This window comes from Mycobacterium sp., assembly GCF_965229265.1.
In the GTDB taxonomy this organism is placed as follows: Bacteria; Actinomycetota; Actinomycetes; order Mycobacteriales; family Mycobacteriaceae; genus Mycobacterium.
This window is the reverse complement of sequence record NZ_CBDDIY010000011.1, coordinates 817835-838484: the sequence shown is the minus strand read 5'-3', so window position 1 is coordinate 838484 and position 20650 is coordinate 817835. Positions and strand designations below refer to the sequence as shown.

Here is a 20650-nt window from a genome sequence, read left to right as displayed (position 1 = left end):
GTGCCCTCACAGAACGTTGCTCCAAGCTTGGTGGCCGGCGGCGTCGACGACCCGCACCCGGGTGTAGTCGATACCGGCCCTGTCGAATTCGATGACGGCATGGGTGATCAGGCCCGCACCGTCGGTCGCCAATACCCGGCCGGTGCGTCGTCCGCCGCGCCCGGCCGTGATGCTGGCCCCGTTCTCCCGGCTGGTGGTCACGTGGATCGAGCGTGCGGGTGAACACCGCACCTCGACGCCGTTCGCGTCGGTGTGGACCTCGATGATGTCCGGACCGCTCGACCCGTACGAGTCGCCGGCCCGTAGGGCGTTGATCACCGCCTTCGGGGTTCGTTCGGTGACCTTCACCCAGGTCCACGCCAGCCCGATGTCGAACAGCGGCATGTGGGAGTCGTCGGTGGCGATGCCGTGCAGCCGCAGGCCGCGTTGCAGGGCTTCATCCCACAGCAGCGACGAGTCGCCCCGCCCGCCTTCGTATTCGGCGCTTCCGTTGAAGATTTCGACCCCGGCCAGGTGCGGGGCATCGTCGAACGCGTCGGAGCCCGCTCCAGTCCAGTAGGGATGCGCGAGGTAGGCCACGCCGCCCTGCTGATGCGCCCAGGCCGCACACGCCTCGACCGAGGGGAAGGTGCGCTGTTCCCAGTGCTCTTCGGTGTTGATCAGCCAGTTGCGCCGGTCACCGCCCGGATCCTCGGGGATGTCCGCGATTCCGTAGACCAGGACGTCTGCCGTCCAGCCAACCCGGCCCAGATCCGCGGTGAGCTCGGCGGCCGGGATCGTCAAGATCTCGGGGACACCCTCGACTGTTGCCAATCGCCAGTGATCGGTAATCGCCAGTACGTCGAACCCCGCGGTCGCGTACTGGCGGGCGAGCGCCTTCGGCGGCAGGTCACCGTCGCTGACGGTGGAATGCGCATGCAGCGCACACCGCAGCCACTTTCCGTCGCGCTCGAACACATTGGGCTCTGCCAACATTGGGATCCAAATCTTTGAGGTACATCCCCCCGGACAGCCGGACAGTACACGCCGTTCGAATGATCGTTCAAACGATCCGATGACGCTATTCGGCCCTTCGATGAACCCACGGGCAGCGGCACCCGGACAGGGCTGACCGCCGTGCTGGCCCGGGCCGGGGACGTTGCCGCCGATCTCCGCTCCGCGACCGCCCGTCGGAGAGTCCGACAACGCTGCGAATTCGAATCAGTCCGCAGCGCAGACGCTTTCATCTGCGACTCGGCGCTCCCGTCGCGCACAGACCGCGACCGCGCCGCTTTGCCGTGTACCGGGCCTCACCTGACCGGTAGGTGAACTCCGCGTACACGACACCCCAACGTGGGGCAGGCATTGCCGCGCCGCACAGCCGGAGTTCACCCACGTGAACCTGTGGTGAATTTTGAACGGAGAGGTCGGCCGCGATCACCTGATGCTTCGCGTCCCTCCCCCGCGCCGGTGTTCCGCAGCAGCACGGGAAGCAGCAGCAAAGTCCGGGTCGTGGTCGTCAATGTCGCGCTGATCGTGAACGCGTTCTAGGGCGAGCGTCGAGACGCCGGCTCCAGACGCGAATCACGGGATCGTCGTGCCAGGCGTCGACATCGCCAACGACAAGGCCTGCCTGGCACGACGGCGACCTGCTGGCCGCCAGCATGCCCGCTTCGGGGGCGGGCTTGACGGCAATCACGCGATCTCGGTGCGATCGTCATCGAGGAAGGCTCCCGGTTCGGCAGCCGTCCTCGCCGCCTGACTCGTAGGCCCGGCCGCAGGGTCACCCGGCCGTGCCCATCTACCGGCCGAGTGCGGCCCTGCCCAGCAACGCCGTGGACTCCGCGACCTCTCCCGCTACCGCCGGTGATCCCGGCCCCACAGTGGCGCCCCGCAGCCACTTGTCCACGCACCCTGAATTGCGACGACCCGATCAGCCGCGCCCCGCGCTGACCTCGGCACGATTCATCAACATTCCGCTCGATATCGGAGCACACTGGGATATTTTTATTATGCAATCGTCTCGCAAACATAATCATGTTACTCAAACTGGCCCATTTGCATATTAGTCGTATCGAATTCGTGTTGAACATCATCCGCGTCGGAGTCCCCTATCGGCGTCACGCGCCGATGGGTGCCGTAGCCAGTCACGGGCATCGCTGAGCACCTCGCGCCGTTGTTTCCTGCTGCGACAAGGACTGATTCTCGCCTTTGCGGATCACGGCGGCCAGAGACGTGGCTCTGGGATCGTTTGTCGCCCAGAGCGCCCTCGACGGCGGTCAGGGTCATCAAGGCCGGCCTTCCGGCTCCGACAGCCGGAACCGGTAAGGCCGTTTACACCCGCGTGGGACAGGCCGGCCCGGGCCTGCTGGCGGACTTTCCACTGTTCTGTAGATTCAATATCTCTGCGACAGTGAGGTATCTGTAGACGAAATCCCGCTCTGCCGCTAATGTCCTCATTCGTCAAATGCTCTCCTCGACTGTCGGACAGTTCTGAATAACGGTTCAGGTTTCTGGCGCCCGAGGCCGCATGGAAGGTCAACGATTGTAGGTCGGAGTATGCCGCAGCAAAGTAGACATCATCGGCAGGCATCGGTGGGATAGGCGGGACCGCCGGGCCGGGTGGCCAGGACGGTGATCCCGGCGCGGACGGCCAACCGTTGGTCTAGGTCGATCCGTTCCGCACCAGCAATTGTGAGCTATCACTACAGCCCTGAAAGGACGTCATGCGTGTTGTCGCGTTCGCGCCTGCTCTACGCACCTCGGAGGAGGACGCCGGTGGCGTCAGCGTCACCGGGTTTCCGATGACAAGTTGCTTCGTCGAGGCGCTGCCGACGCAGATCACCGTGCCGATAGTCGTGGCAGTCTCCGCGCCCGGTGGCGGCGAGTACGACCCGCGTCTGTTCATCACCGCGACCACTTCCGACGGTCAGCGGGTAGGCGCACTGGAATTCAGCTGGCACTGGCATGACAATCCCCCAGCGCCGGTGAAGTACCGCGTGTTTGCCCAGCACTTGCCCATCCGCGTCGAATCGGCCGGTGTGTACACCTTGGCCCTGCGGGAGAGCCTCGATGATACGAAGACCGAGCATGAGTTCCAGCTGCCGATCCTTCAGCGCAATCCGCTGCTCGCGACGTCATAGAGGAGCCGTCCATCGATGACCGCACACCCCCTTGCCGACGGAGATGTCGTCGTCCGCCAGTACCAGCGCTGGCAGTATCCGGCGCCCATCGAAGATCTGGATGCCTGGTTGGTCAACAACTGGCAATGGTTCGATCCGAGCCATGCCCATCGCGTGTTGTGGCCGGATCGCCCGCGCCGCAACGATCTTGACATCCTCGTAGCGGGCTGCGGCACCAACCAGGCCGCCGTTCTCGCCTACACGAACCCCGGAGCCCACGTCACCGCTATCGACGTCAGTGCACCTTCCTTGGACCACCACCGGTACCTCAAGGGCAAGTACTCCCTCAGCAACCTCACCTTGCATCTGCTGCCGATCGAGGAAGTCCACACGCTTGCAACCGATTTCGACCTGATCGTGACCACGGGAGTCCTCCATCATCTCGCAGACCCCGGGGTCGGCATGCGCGCGTTGGCAGAGCGGTTGCGTGCCGATGGCGTACTGGCTGTGATGCTGTACGCGAGCTATGGTCGCGACGGCGTCGAAACCATGCAGTCGGTATTCCGCGATCTCGGCCTGGAGCAAGACGCCGAGTCCCTGGCGATCGTTCACGACGCGATTCGTAGTCTTCCCGCCACCCACCCCGTGCGGCGTTACCTGGCCGCCGCACCCGATATCGATTACGACGCCGGCCTCGTCGACACGTTCCTCCATGGCCGTGATCGCAGTTTCACCGTGCCCCAATGCCTGGAACTCGTTGCCAACTCGGGGCTCGCCTTCCAAGATTGGTTCTTCAACAGCTACTACTACCCCCCAGCCGATTCCGGCGGCAACGCCTTCTATGCGGCCGCAGCGGCCTTGGACGCGCCCCAACGATGGGCGGTAATGGAACGCATCAACAGCTCCAACGCCTGTCATTTCTTCACCGCTTGCAGAACAGATCGCCCGCCGGCGACCTACCGCGTGGATTTCGGCTCTACGCACGCTTCTGACTTCGTACCCGTGATGCGTTACCGCTGCAGGCTGGTCGGCACCGAACTGCACAAACCCGGCTCGCGGCGCCCACTCACTCCGATGGAGCTACCGTTCCTGCAACGTGTCGATGCAGATCACACCATCCGCGAGATAGCCGAGCAGGTGGCACTGAGCGGAGTCGTCGCCGACCCCGACCTCGATGACCTGACGCTGGCTGGCACAACGCTGTTCAAGCAGCTGTGGCAAGAGGACTACATCGCAATTGACGTGAGCCGCCAGGGGGATAACTCGTAATGGGCTGAGCGATTCAGCTCGCTTCCTCGACCGCCTTGGCCGGCGGTGGAGTCGGCAGCACGGCGTAGAGCTCACGCTCGAGCTGCTTGCGAACCTCGTCAGCGGAACTCAGGGCCGGCACCGCGATGCCGAACACGTCGACCACCGACGAGCCCAGCGTGGTGATCTTCGCCCACGCGATGTCGACGGCGGCACGCTCGAACACCGCGGTCAGCATGGCCAGCAGGCCGGTGCGGTCCACGGTGCGGATCTCCACCAGCAGCTGTCCGGGCCCACTGCCCGCGCGCCAGAGAATGCGCGGCGGGGCGGGTGCGGCATTGACCGGCACGGCCGGCTTCGGTTCGCCCACCCGGGCCGGCCCGTACTGCGCGGCCTCGCGGTCACGTTTCTCCAGCGAGGCGATGACGTCGAGTTCACCGTCGAGGGCCAGTATGAACTGCTGGCGCAGGAGCTCTGCCGCCGGCGGCGCACCGAAGCGCGGCGACACCACGAACGTGTTGATCGCCGCCCCGCCCGAGCTGTTGACCGACGCCGAATGCACCCGCAGCGAGTTGAGCGCGAGCACCCCGGCGGCCTTGGACAGCAGCCCCCGCCGATCGGGGGCGATCATGGCGACGTTGTAGCTGTGCGCGCTGTCCCCCGGCGTCAGCTCGACGTGCACCCCGTGGTCGGCAGCAAGGGAAAGATGATGCGGGTCGATCGGATCTGCCTGGGGCAGCGGCTCCCCGGCCAGCACCAGCCGGCAACGGCGTACCAGATCGCCAACCAGCGAGGCCTTCCAGTCACCCCACACCCCGGGCCCGGTGGCCAGCGAATCCGCCTCGGCCAGCGCATCCAGCAGCTCCAGGAGAACCAGATCGCCGTTGAGGGCCTCCACGACGCGCGAGATGGTCCGCGGATCCTGCAGATCACGCCGGGTCGCGGTGTCGGGCAGCAGCAGGTGGTAGCGCACCACCGCCGAAAGCAACTCGATGTCCGAGGGCCACAGGCCCAACCGGGTACCGACCTGAACCGCGAGGTCCGCCCCGATCACACTGTGGTCCCCGCCACGGCCCTTGCCGATGTCGTGCAGCAACGCGCCGAGCACCAGCAGATCCGGGCGCGACACCCGGGTGGTGAATGCGCTTGCCCGCGAGACGGTTTCCACCAGGTGACGGTCGACGGTCCAGATATGGACGACGTCGCGCGGCGGAAGGTCGCGCACCGCGCCCCACTCCGGGAACAGCCGCCCCCACAGCCCGGTACGGTCCAGCGCCTCGACGCACGCCACCGTCGTCGGACCGGCAGCCAACAGCACCAGCAGATCCTTGAGGGCGTCGCGCGGCCAGGGCGTCCGCAACTCCGGTGCCGACTCGGCCAGCCGGCTCAACGTCGAACCCGAGATCGGCAGGCCGGTGGTCGCCGACGCGGCGGCCACCCGCAGGATCAGTCCGGGGTCTCGTTCCGGGCGCGCGTCGCGGGCCAGGATCACCTCCCCGCCGAACTCCACGACGCCCTCGTCCAGGGGCCGACGGGTGGGCCGGCGCAGTACCGAAAGGCCGCGTTTGGGAAGCGCATTGGCCGCGGTGCGAAGCCCGGCGTCGACGTAGTAACTGATCGTGCGCGCGGCATCGGAGAGTACCCGGGCCAGATCGAATCGGTCACCGATGCGCAGCGAAGCGCCGATCTCGTCGGCGTATTGGGCCAGCAGTTGGTCGCGGCCGCGCTTGGACACCCGATGCAGTTCGGTACGCACGTTCAGTAACGACAGGTGCGCGCCACCCAGCGAGCCGGTCGGCGAGGCCAGCGAGTGATTGGGGTAGACGTCGGCCAACTGGGCGATGGCCAGCGCGTTGAGCAACTGCACGTCGCGCAGGCCACCCCGCCCGCATTTGAGGTCCGGCTCGGCGCGGTGCGCGATCTGCCCGCTACGTTGCCAGCGAGCCTGCGTGTGCTCGACGAGTTCGTCGAAGCGGGAAGCGATTCCGGTGCGCCACTGCCGCCGGGCACCACTGATCAGCAACGTCGACAGTTCGGAGTCACCGGCGATGTGGCGGGCCTCCAGCATGGCCAACCCGGCCGAGATGTCCTCGCTGGCGACCTTGAGCGCTTCGGCGACGGTCCGCACGCTGTGATCCAGACGAATGTTGCCGTCCCACAACGGATACCAGAGCAGCTCGGCCACCTGCGTGACAATGTCGTCGGGCATGTTGTCGTGCAACAGCATGAGGTCGAGATCGGAGTACGGCACGAATTCCCGCCGGCCCAGCCCGCCGGTGGCCACGATCGCGAAGCCGCTGGTGGCGGTGATACCGATCTCGGTGGCCTTGGTAGTCAACCAGAATTCGTGCAAGTCCAGCAGGGCGTCGCGCAGTGCCGCCGAATCGAGCTGACGCTGGCCGCCCTCCAACAGCTGTTTGCACGCGGCGGCCAGATCCTTGGCGGGCTTAGACGAGCCCGCCGCCGGCGCCTCCCATCGGGACGCACCGGCGGCGGAATCTCTTGATTGCTTTGTCATTTCAGTCCTCCTGCAGCCGACGCCCAATTAACGCTCATTCGGTGTGGCCGCAAGAAGACGTCACAACCTAGGCGTCAGAGGGCGTCGGACCCCCGCTCACCGGTACGAACCCGAACAACGGTCTCCACCGGGCTGACCCACACCTTGCCGTCGCCGATCTTGCCGGTCCGGGCGGCCTGGACGATGACGTCCACCACCTTGTCGACGGCGGAATCATCAACCAGGACCTCCACCCTGACCTTCGGGACGAAGTCGACGGAGTACTCAGCGCCGCGGTAGACCTCGGTGTGACCCTTCTGGCGCCCGTAGCCCTGAACCTCGCTGACGGTCATTCCCAGAATACCCGTCTGCTCCAGGCCGGTCTTGACGTCTTCGAGCGTGAACGGCTTGACGATCGCAGTAATCAGCTTCATTTCCCTCATTCCTCCGCGCCGTGACGTCCGAGAACCGAGCCGGTGCCCGCAGTTGCGAAGTCGTATGCGGTCTCCGCATGTTCGGCTTCGTCGATGCCGGTCGCCTCTTCCTCACGATCAAGTCGCAGTCCGATGGTGTACTTGACGATCAAGGCCAAGATAGCCGTGCCCACGGCCGAATAGAGCAAAACCGCACCCGCACCGACGGCCTGTCGCCAGAGCTGGTCGAAACCGCCGCCATAGAACAGGCCAGCGACGGCTGCACCGGCCTCCGGTGCGGCTACCAGGCCGACGAGCAAGGTTCCCAGGATGCCACCGACCAGGTGGACGCCGACGACGTCGAGCGAGTCGTCGAACCCGAACTTGAACTTCAGGCCGACCGCGAGCGCGCAGGCAACACCCGCGACCACGCCGATCACCAGTGCGCCAACCACATTCACCGACGAGCAGGACGGGGTGATGGCAACCAGCCCGGCCACGACGCCCGAGGCGGCACCCAGCGAGGTGGCATGCCCATCCCGGATCCGCTCGGTCAGCAGCCACGCCAGCATTGCGGCGGCGGTGGCCACCGTGGTGGTGACGAAGGTCGAACCGGCCAAGCCGCCGGAACCGACTGCCGAACCGGCATTGAATCCGTACCAGCCGAACCACAGCAGACCGGCACCGAGCATCACGAACGGCAGGTTGTGCGGCCGCATCGGGGTGCCCGGCCAACCGGACCGCTTGCCCAAGATGATGGCCAGCACCAGGCCCGCTGTACCGGCGTTGATGTGCACCGCGGTGCCACCGGCGAAGTCAACTGCCTTGAGCTTGTTGGCAATCCAGCCGCCCGTCTCGGAGGTGACACCGTCGAATGCGAACACCCAGTGCGCCACCGGGAAGTAGATGAACGTGGCCCACAGTGCGGCGAAGACCAACCAACCGCCAAACTTCAGACGATCCGCCACCGACCCGGAGATCAGGGCCACAGTGATGATCGCGAACATCAGCTGGAAGGCGACGAACACCGTTGCCGGAATGGTGCCGACCAAGGGAATTCCGACTGCCTCTACCGCTTCGACGCCCGCCGCCGGATCGGCGGAGACCGCGGCAACCGCGTTGCCGCCGATCAGGCCCTTGAGTCCGAAGAACTCGGTGGGGTCACCGAAGAGGTTGAACTTGTCGTTGCCGAAAGCCAACGAGTAGCCGTAGAGCACCCAGAGCACCGTCACGACGCCCATGGAGCTGACGCTCATCATGATCATGTTGAGCACGCCCTTGGCGCGCACCATACCGCCGTAGAAAAAGGCCAAGCCTGGCGTCATCAGCAACACCAGCGCGGAGCTGGCCAGCATCCACGCCGTGTCGCCGGTGTCCGGCGCGCCCAATACCGGGAATTGGTCCACTCGCAGTTTCCTCCTTCACCCATGCCACGGTTAGGCACCGTTGACCTAGGCCAAGACAATGCGCAGTGGTTGTTTCAGCTACGACGCCTGGGTGTTTCACGCATGTGAACGGATAGGCAGTCTTCGTTTCGCTGGTGTTACATCCCGCAATTCGCCGGGCTGAGAAGCGATTTGCGGCTATCCGAGCAGCGCATCGACGAAGGCGGCCGGCTCGAATGGCGCCAGATCGTCGGGGCCCTCGCCCAAGCCGACCAGCTTGACCGGCACGCCCAGCTCCTGCTGGACACGGAAGACGATACCGCCCTTGGCGGTGCCGTCGAGTTTGGTGAGCACCACCCCGGTGATGTCGACAACCTCGGCGAACACCCGTGCCTGCGCCAGGCCGTTCTGGCCGATGGTGGCGTCGAGTACCAGCAGCACCTCGTCGACGGCCGCGCGCTTGCTCACCACCCGCTTGACCTTGCCGAGCTCGTCCATCAGGCCGGTCTTGGTGTGCAGCCGGCCGGCGGTGTCGATGACGACGACGTCGGCGCCCGCGGCGATGCCCTTGTCCACCGCGTCGAAGGCCACCGACGCCGGATCGGCGGCCTCGGCCCCGCGCACCACATCGGCGCCGACCCGCGATGCCCAGCTCTGCAGCTGGTCGGCCGCGGCAGCGCGGAAAGTGTCGGCCGCGCCGAGAACCACGCGGCGTCCATCGGCCACCAGCACCCGGGCCAGCTTGCCCACGGTGGTGGTTTTGCCGGTGCCGTTGACGCCGACGACCAGCAGGACCGACGGCTTGTCGTCGTGCGGCAGTGCCCTGATCGAACGGTCCAGGCCGGGATTGAGCTCGGCGATCAGCACCTCCCGCAATACCGCCCTGGCGTCGGCCTCGGTGCGAACCGTGCTGCTGGCCAACCGGCTGCGCAACTGCTCGACAACCGAGGCGGTGACCACCGGACCGAGGTCGGCGATCAGCAGCGTGTCCTCCACCTCCTCCCAGGACGCCTCGTCGAGGTCGCCGCCCCCGAGCAGGCCCAGCATGCTGCGACCCAGCGCGTTCTGCGATTTGGCCAGCCTGCCGCGCAGGCGTTCCAGGCGGCCTTCCGGAGGGGCAATGGACCCGACATCGGGCGCGGTGGGTGCGATGGCGCCGGTATCGGGCGCGGGTACCGGAGCCTCGGTAACCGGTGCCTCGGTGACCGGAGCCTCGGTAACCGGGGGCGCCACCGCGGTGTCGCGGGCGACGGGCTCCTCGGCGACCGGCGGTTCCGGAAGCCGGACATCGGCGATGGGCCGCTTGACCGAGTCCCGCGGAACAGCGGCGTCGTCGCCGACGCCGGGCAGCGTCGCAGTCCCTGACGATTGTGTGAACGTTATGCCCGAGGAGGCCGTGTACCCGCCGGACCGGTCGATCGGTGTGGCACCCTCTGAGCTGCGGCGCAGACTGATCCGCCGCCGCCGGTACCGCACCAGACCGAGGACGAGTGCAGCGACGACCAGGACGGCGATGACCGCGATAGCGATCCAGAGACCCTGTGACACCGTGCCATTGTTTCAGGGTGCGGTGCGGGGCTGCGCCACCCCCGCACAACGGGGTACGTGGTGATGGTGGAGCGCAGCGACGACGGCATGTCCATCTCGAGGCGCAAACTGCGCCACATCGACGCCTGCCTGCACGGGCCGGTTGAGTACCAGACCGTCACCACCGGCTTCGAGAAGTACCGTCTGCCCTACAACGCCGTGACCCAGACCAGCCTGGGCGCCATCGACCTGAGCACCCGATTCCTCGATGCCCGGCTCCAGGCGCCGGTCCTGATCGGGGCGATGACCGGCGGGGCGGAACTGTCGCGGACGATCAACCGCAATCTCGCCGAGGCTGCCCAGAAGCTGGGCATCGGCATGATGTTGGGCTCGCAGCGCATCATGCTCGACGACTCCCCCACCGGCACTGCGGCGGCGGCCAGCTTCGAGGTGCGCGAACTGGCGCCCGATGTGCTGCTGATCGGCAACATCGGATTGGCGCAGCTCTCCGACGCGGTGGTGCCCAAGCTGGCCGCCGCGCTGGACCGGATCGGCGCCGACGCGCTGGCGGTGCACACCAATCCCTTGCAGGAGGCGATGCAGGACAACGGCGACACCGACTTCAGCGGCACGCTGGAGCGGTTGCGCCGACTGGTCGATGCCCTGCCCTATCCGGTTCTGGTCAAGGAAGTCGGTCACGGGATCGGGGCGGCGGCCGCCGAGCACCTGCGTGACCTGCCGATAGCGGCGGTCGACGTGGCCGGCGCGGGCGGCACGTCGTGGGCACGGGTGGAGCAATTGGTGCGCTACGGACAGGTGCGCTTCCCCGCCGTCGCGGAGTGGGGGGTTCCCACCGCACAGGCGCTGCGAGAGGTGCACGCGGCACTGCCGGGCATGCCGCTGGTCGCCTCCGGCGGCATCCGCACCGGGATGGACGCCGCCAAGGCGCTGACGCTCGGCGCCGATGTGGTGGCGCTGGCCCGCCCGCTGCTGGCGCCGGCGATCGAGTCGCCGGCCGCCGCGCTGGACGCCCTGCACGGATTCATCGAGGAACTGCGGGTCTGCCTGCACGGCTGCGGCGTATCGGAGCTGTCCGCTCTTCGCCGCCTCGAACTCACCGCCTGCTGACGGCCCGGCTCGCCCGCACGGTATTTCGCTGGCAGACACATCAACGGTCCGGCGCACGTCGCCGACCGTTGTTACGAACACGAAAAGTTCCCGTCTCTCAGTCGGCATGAACAGTTCGCTCCGTATTTACTGATGCAACGTTTGCCAGACAACTGCGAGGGCAGGACCATGCGGCTCATCGACTTCAAGGCCAAGACACCTCTCATCGGGATGTGCATGGTCTTTGCTGCGATGGCCTTGGTGGCCATCACCGCCTATCTGCATGTGGGTTGGTATTCGATCCTCGGATACCTGGTTGCTGCGGGGGTGGCGGTATTCGGTTTTGTGTTCACGTTTCGTGACATTCCGACACCGCCGCACCCCGCCGACAGCGCCGGCGCGGACCCCGCCAACCAACCCCCATCCCCGAATCGACCGGAGTAAGGCTGCCTCCCGATGACAACCCTTCCCAGCCTGCCGCCCACCGACTCACTCGCCCTGACCAGCGAGGATGCCGGCTACCACAAGAGCCTGAAACCGCGGCAACTGCAGATGATCGCCATCGGCGGCGCGATCGGAACTGGCCTGTTCCTCGGGGCTGGTGGCCGACTAGCGCACGTGGGGCCCGGACTTTTCCTCGCGTACGCGTTTTGCGGCATCTTCGTGTTCCTCATCCTGCGCGCCCTGGGCGAACTCGTCCTGCACCGCCCGACGTCGGGGTCGTTCGTGTCCTACGCGCGAGAATTCCTGGGCGAGAAGGCCGCCTATGTCGCGGGCTGGTTGTACTTCCTGAACTGGGCGATGACTTCGATCGTCGACTCCACGGCGATCGCGACGTACGTCCACTACTGGAGTGTGTTCGACGCCGTTCCGCAGTGGCTGATCGCCCTGATCGCCCTGGCCGTCGTCCTGACGATGAACCTCATTTCCGTGACGCTGTTCGGGGAGTTGGAGTTCTGGGCAGCCCTTGTCAAAGTCGTCGCCCTGCTCGCTTTCCTCGTCGCCGGAACGATTTTCCTCGCCGGCCGCTACCCCGTGGATGGCCACTCCACCGGGTTCAGTGTCATCGCCGACAGTGGCGGCCTGTTCCCACATGGCATCCTACCGCTGGTCGTGGTGTGTGCTGGTGTTGTATTCGCTTACGCTGCAGTCGAACTCGTAGGCATCGCGGCCGGTGAGACGGCCGACCCGGCGGCGATCATGCCGCGTGCGATCAACTCGGTGATCGCACGTATCGCCCTGTTCTATGTGGGTTCACTGTTCCTGCTGGGCCTGCTGTTGCCCTACACCGCCTACAAGTCCGACGAGAGCCCGTTCGTGACGTTCTTCTCCAGAATCGGGATAGACGGCGCAGGATCGATCATGAACCTGGTCGTGCTCACCGCCGCGTTCTCCAGCCTCAACGCCGGGTTGTATTCGACCGGTCGCATCCTGCGATCGATGGCGATGAACGGCAGCGCCCCGAAGTTCACCGCGCGGATGTCCAGCCGGGGCGTGCCCTACGGCGGCATCTGCCTGACGGCGTCGATCGGATTGGCCGGTGTCCTGCTCAACGGCATCGTGCCCGCCATGGCGTTCGAGATCGTGCTCAACGTCGCGGCGTTGGGGATCCTCGCGTCGTGGGCGACGATCGTCATCTGCCAACTCCAGCTGTACCGCTGGTCCAAGCAGGGCAAGATGCGGCGGCCGGCGTTTCGAATGTGGGGGGCACCGTATACGAGCTATGCGACGCTGGCATTCCTCGGCGCCGTGCTGGTCCTCATGGCCTTCGACCCGCCGATCGGCACCTGGACGGTCAGCAGCCTCGTGGTCGTCATTCCCCTCCTGATCGGAGGCTGGTTCCTGGTGCGCGAGCGCGTCCTCGACATTGCCGAGAGCCGTTCCAGGGCCGAGAGCCGTTCCAGGGACGCCCACAACAGCTAGCTGGGCGGGGTTCCGGTGCCCACCAGCTCCTGACCGCGCATCCGCTGCGAGATGACCGTGGTGATGCCGTCGCCCTGCATGGTGACGCCGTAGAGCGCGTCGGCGATCTCCATCGTCGGCTTCTGGTGGGTGATGACGATCAGCTGCGACTGCGTGCGCAGCTGCTCGAAGAGGCTGATCAGCCGGCGCAGGTTAACGTCGTCGAGGGCCGCCTCGACCTCGTCCATCACGTAGAACGGCGACGGGCGAGCCCGGAAGATGGCGACCAGCATCGCCACCGCGGTCAACGACTTCTCGCCGCCGGAGAGCAGCGAGAGCCGCTTGACCTTCTTGCCCGGCGGCCGGGCTTCCACCTCGACGCCGGTGGTCAGCAGATCGTTGGGATCGGTCAGCAGCAGCCGACCCTCACCGCCGGGGAACAGCGTGGCGAACACCTGCTCAAACTCCCGCTCGACGTCGGCGTAGGCCTCGGCGAACACCTGCAGGATCCGGTTGTCGACGTCGGCGATCACGTCCATCAGGTCCTTGCGGGCGGCCTTGACGTCCTCGAGCTGGGTGGACAGGAAGTTGTAGCGCTCCTCTAGGGCGGCGAACTCCTCCAGCGCCAGCGGGTTGACCCGGCCCAGCTCGGCGAGCTCACGTTCGGCGCGTTTGGCCCGGCGCTCCTGGGTGGGCCGGTCGAAGCGCATCGGCGCCGGCGCCATGACCTGCTCTCCGCGTTCCTTGGCCTGCTCGTACTCGGCCATCTCCAGCTCCGAGGGCGGCAGCGCCACATCGGGGCCGTACTCGGCGATCAGGTCGTCGGCGGCCATGCCGAACTGCTCGAGCACCATCTGCTCGAGCTGTTCGATGCGCAGTGCGGCCTGGGCCTTGGCCACCTCGTCGCGATGCAGCGAGTCGGTCAGCGCGGTGATCCGGCTGTTCAGCGCGGTCACCTCCTCCCGCGCGGCGGCCATCGCCGTGGCCCGCTCCTGACGTTCGGCGGCCAGCGCGTCGCGGCGGCGCGAGGCCGCGGCCACCACACCGCTGAGGCGCTCGGCGATGCGGCGCCCCGACTCGGCGACGGCGGCCGCCACGGCGGCGGCGTGCTCGCGGGCGGCACGGGCCCGTTCGGTGCGGATCCGGGCCTCCCGCTCGGCAGCGGCGGCGCGGCGCAACGAATCAGCGCGCCCGCGAACGGCATTCGCGCGTTCCTCGGCCGTGCGCACCGCCAACCGCACCTCCACCTCGATGGCACGGGCCTCTTCGGCTGCGGCCTGCATGAACTGGCGGTCGGCCGGGGCGTCCTCCACCGGCGTCTGGCTCTCCTGCGCGGCGGACAACCGGTTCTCCAGCTCGGTCAGCTCCTCAACGGTCTGCACCCGGCCGGCTTCGAGCTCGTCACGCTGGCCGAGTTGGCGGCGCCAGTCCTCCTCGGCCGCCCGGGCCTCCTGCCCGAGCCGGCCCAGCTGTTCGTAGATCGCCGAGATCGCGGCGTCGGATTCGTTGAGCGCGGCCAGCGCGTCCTCGGCGGCTTCCTGACGGTTGGCCTGCTCGCTGAGCGCGCCGGCCAGTGCGGCCGACAATTCCTCGACCTGAGTCTCGGCGGCCGCCAGGTCGGTCTTGGCCTTGTCGATTTCGGAGGCGATCTCCAACGTGCTCGGCTTGCGGTCGGAACCGCCGGTGACCCATCCGGGGCCGACCAGATCGCCGTCGAGGGTGACCGCCCGCAGCGCCGGGTGGCCGGCGACCAGGTCCAGGGCCGCGGCCAGGTCGTCAACGACGGCGACGTCGGTGAGCATCGCGGTCAGCGCCCCCTGCAGGCGCGGCGGCGCGTCGATCAGATCGAGCGCCCAGCGGGCACCGCCGGGCAGCGGTGCACCCGGCGGACGCGGTGTAATCGGCCAGTCCCCCAATACGATTGCCGCTCGACCACCGTCGGCTTCCTTCAGTGCGCGCACCGCCGAGCGGGCCGCGGCGACATCGTCGGCGGCCACCGCGTCGGCGGCCGAACCCAGCACCGCGGCCAGCGCCACCTCGAAGCCGCTGTGCACCTTCACCAGTTTTGCGATGGTGCCGAAAAGCCCAGAGTCACTTTGGTTTTGAGTGAGCCAAGCGGCGCCGTCCTTGCGCTCCAGACCCACCGCCAGCGCATCGATGCGGGCCCGCAGCGAGGCGACCTGCCGCTCGGCGCTGCGCTCGGCGGCCTGCAACTCGGCCACCCGTTCGTCGGCAAGCCGCAGGGCGGTCACGGTGCGGTCGTGTTGCTCATCCAGGCCGACCTCGCCCTGGTCGAGTTCGCCGACCCGGCCCTGCACCGTCTCGAACTCGGCCTTGGCATGTTGGGCGCGGGCGGCGGCCTCCTCGATCGCGTTGGTCAGCCGCGTCACGCCCTCGTCGATGGACTCGACGCGGGCGCGCACCGTCTCCACCTGGCCGGCCAGCCGGGCCAGCCCCTCCCGGCGGTCGGCTTCGGCGCGCACGGCGGCCATATGAGCCCGCTCGGCCTCCACGGCGGCGCGTTCCCGCTCGCCCAGTTCGGCCCGGGCGGCCTCCAGCCGGAACCGGGCCTCGGCCAGTTCGGCGAGCACCTCCTGCTCGCGCGCGGCGATCTCATCGGCCTCGGCCTCGAGCGCGTCGGGGTCGGGACCGCTGCTGGCGGTGGGTTCGCCCTCCAGGTACTGCGCGCGTTCACTGGCGATACGCACGGTGGCGCTGACCCGTTCGGCCAGTGCCGAGAGCCGGAACCAGGCCTGCTGGGCGGCGTCGGTGCGTTCGGACAGGGTCGCGACGGCGGCCTCGTGGTCGGCCAGGGCCTGGGTGGCCACGGTGAGCCGTTCGGCGGCCTCGTCGTGCTCCCGGCGCAGGGTGGTCTCGGTGGTGTCGGCTCCGGTGAATTCGGCGCGGCGCGCCACCAGGTCGTCGGCGGCCAGCCGCAGCCGCGCGTCCCGCAGGTCGGCCTGGATGGTCTGGGCGCGCCGCGCCATCTCGGCCTGGCGGCCCAACGGCTTGAGCTGGCGGCGCAGCTCGGTGGTGAGGTCGGTGAGCCGGGCCAGGTTGGCCGCCATCGACTCCAGCTTGCGGACCGCCTTTTCCTTGCGTTTGCGGTGCTTGAGCACACCGGCGGCCTCTTCGATGAAGGCCCGGCGGTCTTCGGGGCGCGACTCCAGGATCTGGGCCAGCCGGCCCTGACCGACGATGACGTGCATCTCGCGGCCGATGCCGGAGTCACTGAGCAGTTCCTGGACGTCCATCAGCCGGCAGCTGCTGCCGTTGATCTCGTATTCGCCGGCGCCGTCGCGGAACATCCGCCGGGTGATCGACACCTCGGAGTATTCGATGGGCAGCGCGTTGTCGGAGTTGTCGATGGTCAGCGTCACCTCGGCGCGGCCCAGCGGCGCCCGCGACGAGGTGCCGGCGAAGATGACGTCCTCCATCTTGCCGCCACGCAGCGCCTTGGCGCCCTGCTCCCCCATCACCCAGGTCAGGGCGTCGACGACGTTGGACTTGCCCGAACCGTTCGGGCCGACCACGCAGGTGATGCCGGGTTCGAAACGCAGAGTCGTCGGCGAGGCGAAGGATTTGAAGCCCTTCAGCGTCAGACTCTTGAGGTACACGTCGAGTCAGGTTACCGGCGCGGCGATCAGCGCTCGCGGAACCCGGCCATCGGCTCGCCGGGTTCGCCGACATCGGCGACGACTTTGTCCACCGATCCGGGCGTGGTTTCGCCGCGCAACAGCGCCAGCAGCCGCTCACAGTCGGCCCGCGGGCCCTGCGCGACGACCAGCACCCGGCCGTCGGCCTGGTTGCTCGCGTAGCCGGTCAGCCCCAGCTCGAGCGCACGGGAACGCGTCCACCAGCGAAAACCCACACCCTGGACGTGGCCGTGGACCCAGGCGGTCAGGCGGACGCGTTCGGTCATGACCCGGTGTCGGTGACGCCGAAGCGGACCTCGGCGCCGGCCTTGAGGGTGCGCCCCACCGTGCAGACCTGGTCGATGGCGCGGTTGACGACCACCAGCAGGCGTTCGACATCCTCGGGCGACAGCCCGGACAGGTCGATCTGCAGGTCCTCCTCGAGCAGCGGGTAGCGCTCCTGGTCACGATCGGCCGCGCCGGAGACCTTGATCACCGCCGGGTAGTCGTCGCCCAGACGCCGCCGCAGGGGCTGGTCACTGCTCAGGCCGCTGCAGCCGGCCAGCGCGATCTTGAGCAGTTCGCCGGGGGTGAAGACGCCCTCGTCGGTCTCGGAGCCGATCAACACCTCCGCTCCGCGGCTGCTGCGGCCGGTATAGCGGCGGATTCCGGTGCGTTCCACCCACAGGTCAGTCATGTTGCCTTCGCTCCTTTTGCGCCCAAGCCGACATTCGGGCGAGGAAGTGCGAGTAAATCACGCCGAAACGTCGTTCTCGAAGTAGGTCAACGCCGCGGGCGGGGCTGGCATTTCGGGCAGTAGTACGACGAGCGGTTCATGAACTTCTCCCGCCGAATCGCGGTGCCACACCGCGGACAGGGCAGATCCTCGCGGCCGTAGACGTTCAGGGACCGGTCGAAGTAGCCGGACTGCCCGTTGACGTTGACATACAGCGAGTCGAACGAGGTGCCGCCCTGCCCGAGCGCCTCCCGCATCACCTCGGTGGCCGCGTCCAGCAGGGTGGCGAGTTCGCGGCGGGTGAGTTTCTCGGCCAGCCGCGCGCCGTTGATCTTGGCCCGCCACAGCGCCTCGTCGGCGTAGATGTTGCCGATACCGGACACCACCGTCTGGTCGAGCAATTGACGCTTGATCTCGGAGTGCTTGCGGCGCAACACCGTAACGACGGCGTCGCGGTCGAACAACGGATCCAGCGGGTCGCGGGCGATGTGCGCGACGGGTTCGGGCAGCCGGCTGCCGTCGACGGTGACCAGCTCGGCCAGCTGCCATCCGCCGAAGGTGCGCTGGTCGACGAAGCTGAGCGCGGTGCCGTCGTCGAGGAGCGCCGCGATGCGCAGGTGATCGGTGTTGGGGACCGGCCCCAGCAGCATCTGCCCACTCATCCCGAGGTGCACCACCAATGCGGTCTGATCGTCATCGAGGTTGAGCCACAAGTACTTTCCGCGGCGGCCGGTGCCGGTGACACGGGCACCGAGCAGGCGCGCGGACAGGTCCGCGGCACCGAGTTCATGGCGACGCACGGCACGCGGGTGGTGCACGCGCACGGCGGTGATGGATCTGCCGGCGATGTGCTCCTGCAGGCCTCGCCGGACGACCTCGACCTCGGGAAGTTCAGGCACCGTCGCCTCCGCCGACACGACTGTGGTTCAAGCGTTGTCCAGCGCATTCCACGCCGCGGCGGCGGCCTTCTGCTCGGCCTCTTTCTTCGAGCGTCCCACGCCCCACCCGTATTCGGCGTCCATCACCATCACCACGGCGGTGAACTCTTTGTCGTGGTCTGGCCCGGTGGAGGTCACGACGTAGGACGGCGGGCCGAGATTGCGCGCCGCGGTGAGCTCCTGCAGGCTGGTCTTCCAGTCCAAGCCGGCACCCAAGGTCGGGGCGGTGTCCATCAGGTCGCCGAACAACCGCAGGATCACCTCGCGGGACACGTCGATGCCGTGGTGGAGGTAGACCGCGCCGAGCAACGACTCCATGCCGTCGGCCAGGATGCTGGATTTGTCTGCCCCGCCGGTGTTGACCTCACCGCGGCCCAGCAACAGGTGTGCTCCCAGGCCCTCCGGGGTGAGCCCGCGCGCGACATCAGCCAATGCCTGGGTGTTGACGATGCTGGCGCGCAATTTGGCCAGATCCCCCTCCGACCGGTCGGGGTGACGGTGGAACAGCTCGTCGGTCACCGTCAGGCCCAGGACCGCATCGCCGAGGAACTCCAGGCGCTCGTTGGTGGGCAGTCCGCCGTGCTCGTAGGCATAGCTGCGGTGGGTCAGCGCCAGCGTGAGCAGCTCGTCGGGTAACGCCACGCCAAGGGCGGCCAACACGTTCTCGCGCGGCGGCATCACGAAGTGCCAGCCCCCGCATCGGGGTTCGTATCCTCCTCGGCGCCGGGGAGCATACCCGCGAGCTTGGCCCACCTCGGATCGATCAGGTCGTGCTGGTGGTCGGGTTCGGCACTGGCCAGCGCTACACCGCACCGCGGGCACAGGCCGGGGCAGTCCTCGGTGCACAGCGGTGCGAACGGCAATGCCAGACCGACGGCGTCGACGATCGGCTGTTCGAGGTCGATGGTCTGGTCGACGACGTGACTGACCTCGTCCTCCTCGGTGGTGGACTCCGTTGCGCTGTCGGGATAGGCGAACAACTCGGTCAGCGAGATCTCGACGTCGCCGGTGACCGGCGCCAGACACCGGGAGCATTCACCGCGGGTGGGAGCGTGGACGGTGCCGGTGACCAGCACACCTTCTGATACCGATTCCAGCCGCAGGTCCAGGTCCAGGTCGGCACCGCGTTCAATGGCGATCAGATCGAGCCCGATCCGCGCGGGACTGGGCACGACCTGCCGCAGCTCCAGCATGGTGCCGGGACGACGGCCCAGCCGGGAGATGTCGAACACCAGCGGCGAGCGCGATCTGTGCTGCTTGTGTGCACTCTTGAGCGTCGCCATGTAGCTAATCTTAAAGCTCGGCTCGGGCCGGTTCAGCCAGTAGGCGCTGCCCGCAGGTCTCAGCGCTGCACGTAGTCGTGGGTACCTGCCGCGGTCCGCAGCTGGTGGCGGCCGCGACTCACCGAGCGCAGGGTGCCGTTGAGGTAGTCCTCGAACTGGGCGAGCTTGTTGTCGACGTAGATGTCGCACTCGCCGCGCAGCCGGTCAGCCTCGGCATGTGCGGTGTCGATGAGCCGAGTGGCCTCGGCGTTGGCCGCCTGGACCACCTCGGTCTGGGAGACCAGCCGCTGCTGCTCCTTGATGCCTTCCTGGACGGCCTTCTCGTAGGAGATGTTGCCGCTCTCAACCAGCCGGTCAGCCTCGGCTTTGGCGCGGCTGCTGGCGGCCTCGTACTCGCGCTTGGCCGTGGCCGCGAGGCGGGAGGCCTCTTCACGGGCCTCGTGCACCATGCGTTCGCTGTGCTGGCGCGCCTCGGCCACCATCCGGTCGGCCTGAGACTTGGCGTCGGACAGGAGGCGGTCGGCTTCCGCGCGGGAATGGCTGAGCAGCGAGTCGGCCTCGACCGTGGCGGTCGAGACCATGGAGTCGGCGTGTTCCTTGGCCTCCCGTAGCAGGTTGTCACGGGCGTCCAGGACGTCCTGGGCGTCGTCGAGCTCGCCGGGGATCGCGTCCTTGATGTCGTCGACCAGTTCCAGGACGTCACCGCGGGGAACCACGCAGCCGGCCGTCATCGGCACGCCGCGCGCCTCTTCGACGATTGCGCTCAGTTCGTCGAGCGCTTCAAAAACTCGGTACACGGCGCCGCCCTCCTGGCGTAGTTGGTAGTGACCAGTGTGCCTGGTGTTACGCCTGTGACAGTGGTGGTGAGTCGGTGTGTC

The 20650-nt window shown here is 67.5% G+C and carries 17 protein-coding genes; 5 read left to right on the top strand and 12 right to left on the bottom strand.

The features are described from left to right. Nucleotides 1-6 precede the first annotated feature (6 nt). On the bottom strand, nt 7-975 hold the full coding sequence (locus ADBZ9K_RS16505; RefSeq protein WP_526622245.1) for a CehA/McbA family metallohydrolase: 969 nt from the start codon (nt 973-975) through the stop codon (nt 7-9). A 1730-nt stretch (nt 976-2705) separates the two neighbouring features. On the opposite strand from ADBZ9K_RS16505, the gene ADBZ9K_RS16500 reads away from it, so the two are divergent. Continuing rightward, complete coding sequence (locus ADBZ9K_RS16500; protein ID WP_526622243.1) at nt 2706-3122, top strand: hypothetical protein; 417 nt, start codon at nt 2706-2708, stop codon at nt 3120-3122. A gap of 15 nt (nt 3123-3137) precedes the next feature. Then, complete coding sequence (locus ADBZ9K_RS16495) at nt 3138-4370, top strand: class I SAM-dependent methyltransferase (protein WP_526622241.1); 1233 nt, start codon at nt 3138-3140, stop codon at nt 4368-4370. Between the two features lie 13 nt (nt 4371-4383). On the opposite strand, the gene ADBZ9K_RS16490 is transcribed toward ADBZ9K_RS16495, so the two are convergent. From ADBZ9K_RS16490 to ftsY, 4 genes are all read right to left on the bottom strand, one after another. Further along, complete coding sequence (locus ADBZ9K_RS16490; protein WP_526622239.1) at nt 4384-6867, bottom strand: [protein-PII] uridylyltransferase; 2484 nt, start codon at nt 6865-6867, stop codon at nt 4384-4386. Nucleotides 6868-6941: 74 nt separating this feature from the next. Further along, nucleotides 6942-7280, bottom strand: coding sequence for a P-II family nitrogen regulator (locus ADBZ9K_RS16485; protein WP_078020040.1), 339 nt, complete (start codon nt 7278-7280; stop codon nt 6942-6944). 5 nt (nt 7281-7285) lie between these two features. Continuing rightward, nucleotides 7286-8665 carry an ammonium transporter gene (locus ADBZ9K_RS16480; protein WP_526622237.1) on the bottom strand — a complete coding sequence of 460 codons (1380 nt, stop codon included), beginning with the start codon at nt 8663-8665 and terminating at the stop codon, nt 7286-7288. 177 nt (nt 8666-8842) lie between these two features. Beyond that, nucleotides 8843-10192: a signal recognition particle-docking protein FtsY gene (ftsY, locus tag ADBZ9K_RS16475; protein ID WP_526622235.1), complete on the bottom strand. Its 1350-nt coding sequence runs from the start codon at nt 10190-10192 to the stop codon at nt 8843-8845. Nucleotides 10193-10279: 87 nt separating this feature from the next. Between ftsY and fni the strand changes: the two genes are divergently transcribed. The 3 genes from fni (at nt 10280) to ADBZ9K_RS16460 (ending at nt 13201) form a co-directional block, all read left to right on the top strand. Next, complete coding sequence (gene fni / locus ADBZ9K_RS16470; RefSeq protein WP_526622234.1) at nt 10280-11299, top strand: type 2 isopentenyl-diphosphate Delta-isomerase; 1020 nt, start codon at nt 10280-10282, stop codon at nt 11297-11299. Nucleotides 11300-11431: 132 nt separating this feature from the next. After that, a complete protein-coding gene (locus ADBZ9K_RS16465; protein WP_526622232.1) occupies nt 11432-11722 on the top strand; it encodes a hypothetical protein in 291 nt (96 codons plus the stop codon). Nucleotides 11723-11734: 12 nt separating this feature from the next. Continuing rightward, a complete protein-coding gene (locus ADBZ9K_RS16460) occupies nt 11735-13201 on the top strand; it encodes an amino acid permease (protein ID WP_526622230.1) in 1467 nt (488 codons plus the stop codon). Here the strand turns inward: ADBZ9K_RS16460 and smc are convergent. The 7 genes from smc to sepIVA all read right to left on the bottom strand — a co-directional run bounded on the left by smc (nt 13198) and on the right by sepIVA (nt 20569). Further along, nucleotides 13198-16797 (bottom strand): chromosome segregation protein SMC, encoded by a 3600-nt coding sequence (gene smc / locus ADBZ9K_RS16455; RefSeq protein ID WP_526622228.1) that lies wholly within the window; start codon nt 16795-16797, stop codon nt 13198-13200. The two genes, ADBZ9K_RS16460 and smc, sit on opposite strands and share 4 nt — an antisense overlap. 26 nt (nt 16798-16823) lie before the next feature. Further along, complete coding sequence (locus tag ADBZ9K_RS16450; RefSeq protein WP_526622226.1) at nt 16824-17102, bottom strand: acylphosphatase; 279 nt, start codon at nt 17100-17102, stop codon at nt 16824-16826. Beyond that, nucleotides 17099-17512 carry an OsmC family protein gene (locus ADBZ9K_RS16445; RefSeq protein ID WP_526622224.1) on the bottom strand — a complete coding sequence of 138 codons (414 nt, stop codon included), beginning with the start codon at nt 17510-17512 and terminating at the stop codon, nt 17099-17101. The genes ADBZ9K_RS16450 and ADBZ9K_RS16445 overlap by 4 nt, the downstream gene beginning before the upstream one ends. 86 nt (nt 17513-17598) lie before the next feature. Continuing rightward, a complete protein-coding gene (mutM, locus tag ADBZ9K_RS16440) occupies nt 17599-18450 on the bottom strand; it encodes a DNA-formamidopyrimidine glycosylase (protein ID WP_526622223.1) in 852 nt (283 codons plus the stop codon). A 27-nt stretch (nt 18451-18477) separates the two neighbouring features. Then, nucleotides 18478-19167 carry a ribonuclease III gene (gene rnc / locus ADBZ9K_RS16435; protein WP_526622715.1) on the bottom strand — a complete coding sequence of 230 codons (690 nt, stop codon included), beginning with the start codon at nt 19165-19167 and terminating at the stop codon, nt 18478-18480. Then, the gene (locus ADBZ9K_RS16430; RefSeq protein WP_526622221.1) at nt 19167-19772 is read right to left on the bottom strand and encodes a YceD family protein; all 606 of its coding nucleotides are present in this window, start codon (nt 19770-19772) and stop codon (nt 19167-19169) included. Before ADBZ9K_RS16430 ends, rnc begins: the two co-directional genes overlap by 1 nt. Before the next feature lie 59 nt (nt 19773-19831). Continuing rightward, nucleotides 19832-20569 (bottom strand): cell division protein SepIVA, encoded by a 738-nt coding sequence (gene sepIVA / locus ADBZ9K_RS16425; protein WP_526622219.1) that lies wholly within the window; start codon nt 20567-20569, stop codon nt 19832-19834. Nucleotides 20570-20650 lie beyond the last annotated feature (81 nt).

Excerpts from the sequence above, each read along its gene's own strand:
- ADBZ9K_RS16505 (WP_526622245.1), bottom strand. The coding sequence starts at position 975 with ATGTTGGCAGAGCCCAATGTGTTCGAGCGCGACGGAAAGTGGCTGCGG.
- ADBZ9K_RS16500 (WP_526622243.1), top strand. The coding sequence starts at position 2,706 with ATGCGTGTTGTCGCGTTCGCGCCTGCTCTACGCACCTCGGAGGAGGAC.
- ADBZ9K_RS16495 (WP_526622241.1), top strand. The coding sequence starts at position 3,138 with ATGACCGCACACCCCCTTGCCGACGGAGATGTCGTCGTCCGCCAGTAC.
- ADBZ9K_RS16490 (WP_526622239.1), bottom strand. The coding sequence starts at position 6,867 with ATGACAAAGCAATCAAGAGATTCCGCCGCCGGTGCGTCCCGATGGGAG.
- ADBZ9K_RS16485 (WP_078020040.1), bottom strand. The coding sequence starts at position 7,280 with ATGAAGCTGATTACTGCGATCGTCAAGCCGTTCACGCTCGAAGACGTC.
- fni (WP_526622234.1), top strand. The coding sequence starts at position 10,280 with ATGTCCATCTCGAGGCGCAAACTGCGCCACATCGACGCCTGCCTGCAC.
- ADBZ9K_RS16465 (WP_526622232.1), top strand. The coding sequence starts at position 11,432 with ATGCAACGTTTGCCAGACAACTGCGAGGGCAGGACCATGCGGCTCATC.
- ADBZ9K_RS16460 (WP_526622230.1), top strand. The coding sequence starts at position 11,735 with ATGACAACCCTTCCCAGCCTGCCGCCCACCGACTCACTCGCCCTGACC.
- ADBZ9K_RS16450 (WP_526622226.1), bottom strand. The coding sequence starts at position 17,102 with ATGACCGAACGCGTCCGCCTGACCGCCTGGGTCCACGGCCACGTCCAG.
- ADBZ9K_RS16445 (WP_526622224.1), bottom strand. The coding sequence starts at position 17,512 with ATGACTGACCTGTGGGTGGAACGCACCGGAATCCGCCGCTATACCGGC.
- rnc (WP_526622715.1), bottom strand. The coding sequence starts at position 19,167 with ATGCCGCCGCGCGAGAACGTGTTGGCCGCCCTTGGCGTGGCGTTACCC.
- ADBZ9K_RS16430 (WP_526622221.1), bottom strand. The coding sequence starts at position 19,772 with ATGGCGACGCTCAAGAGTGCACACAAGCAGCACAGATCGCGCTCGCCG.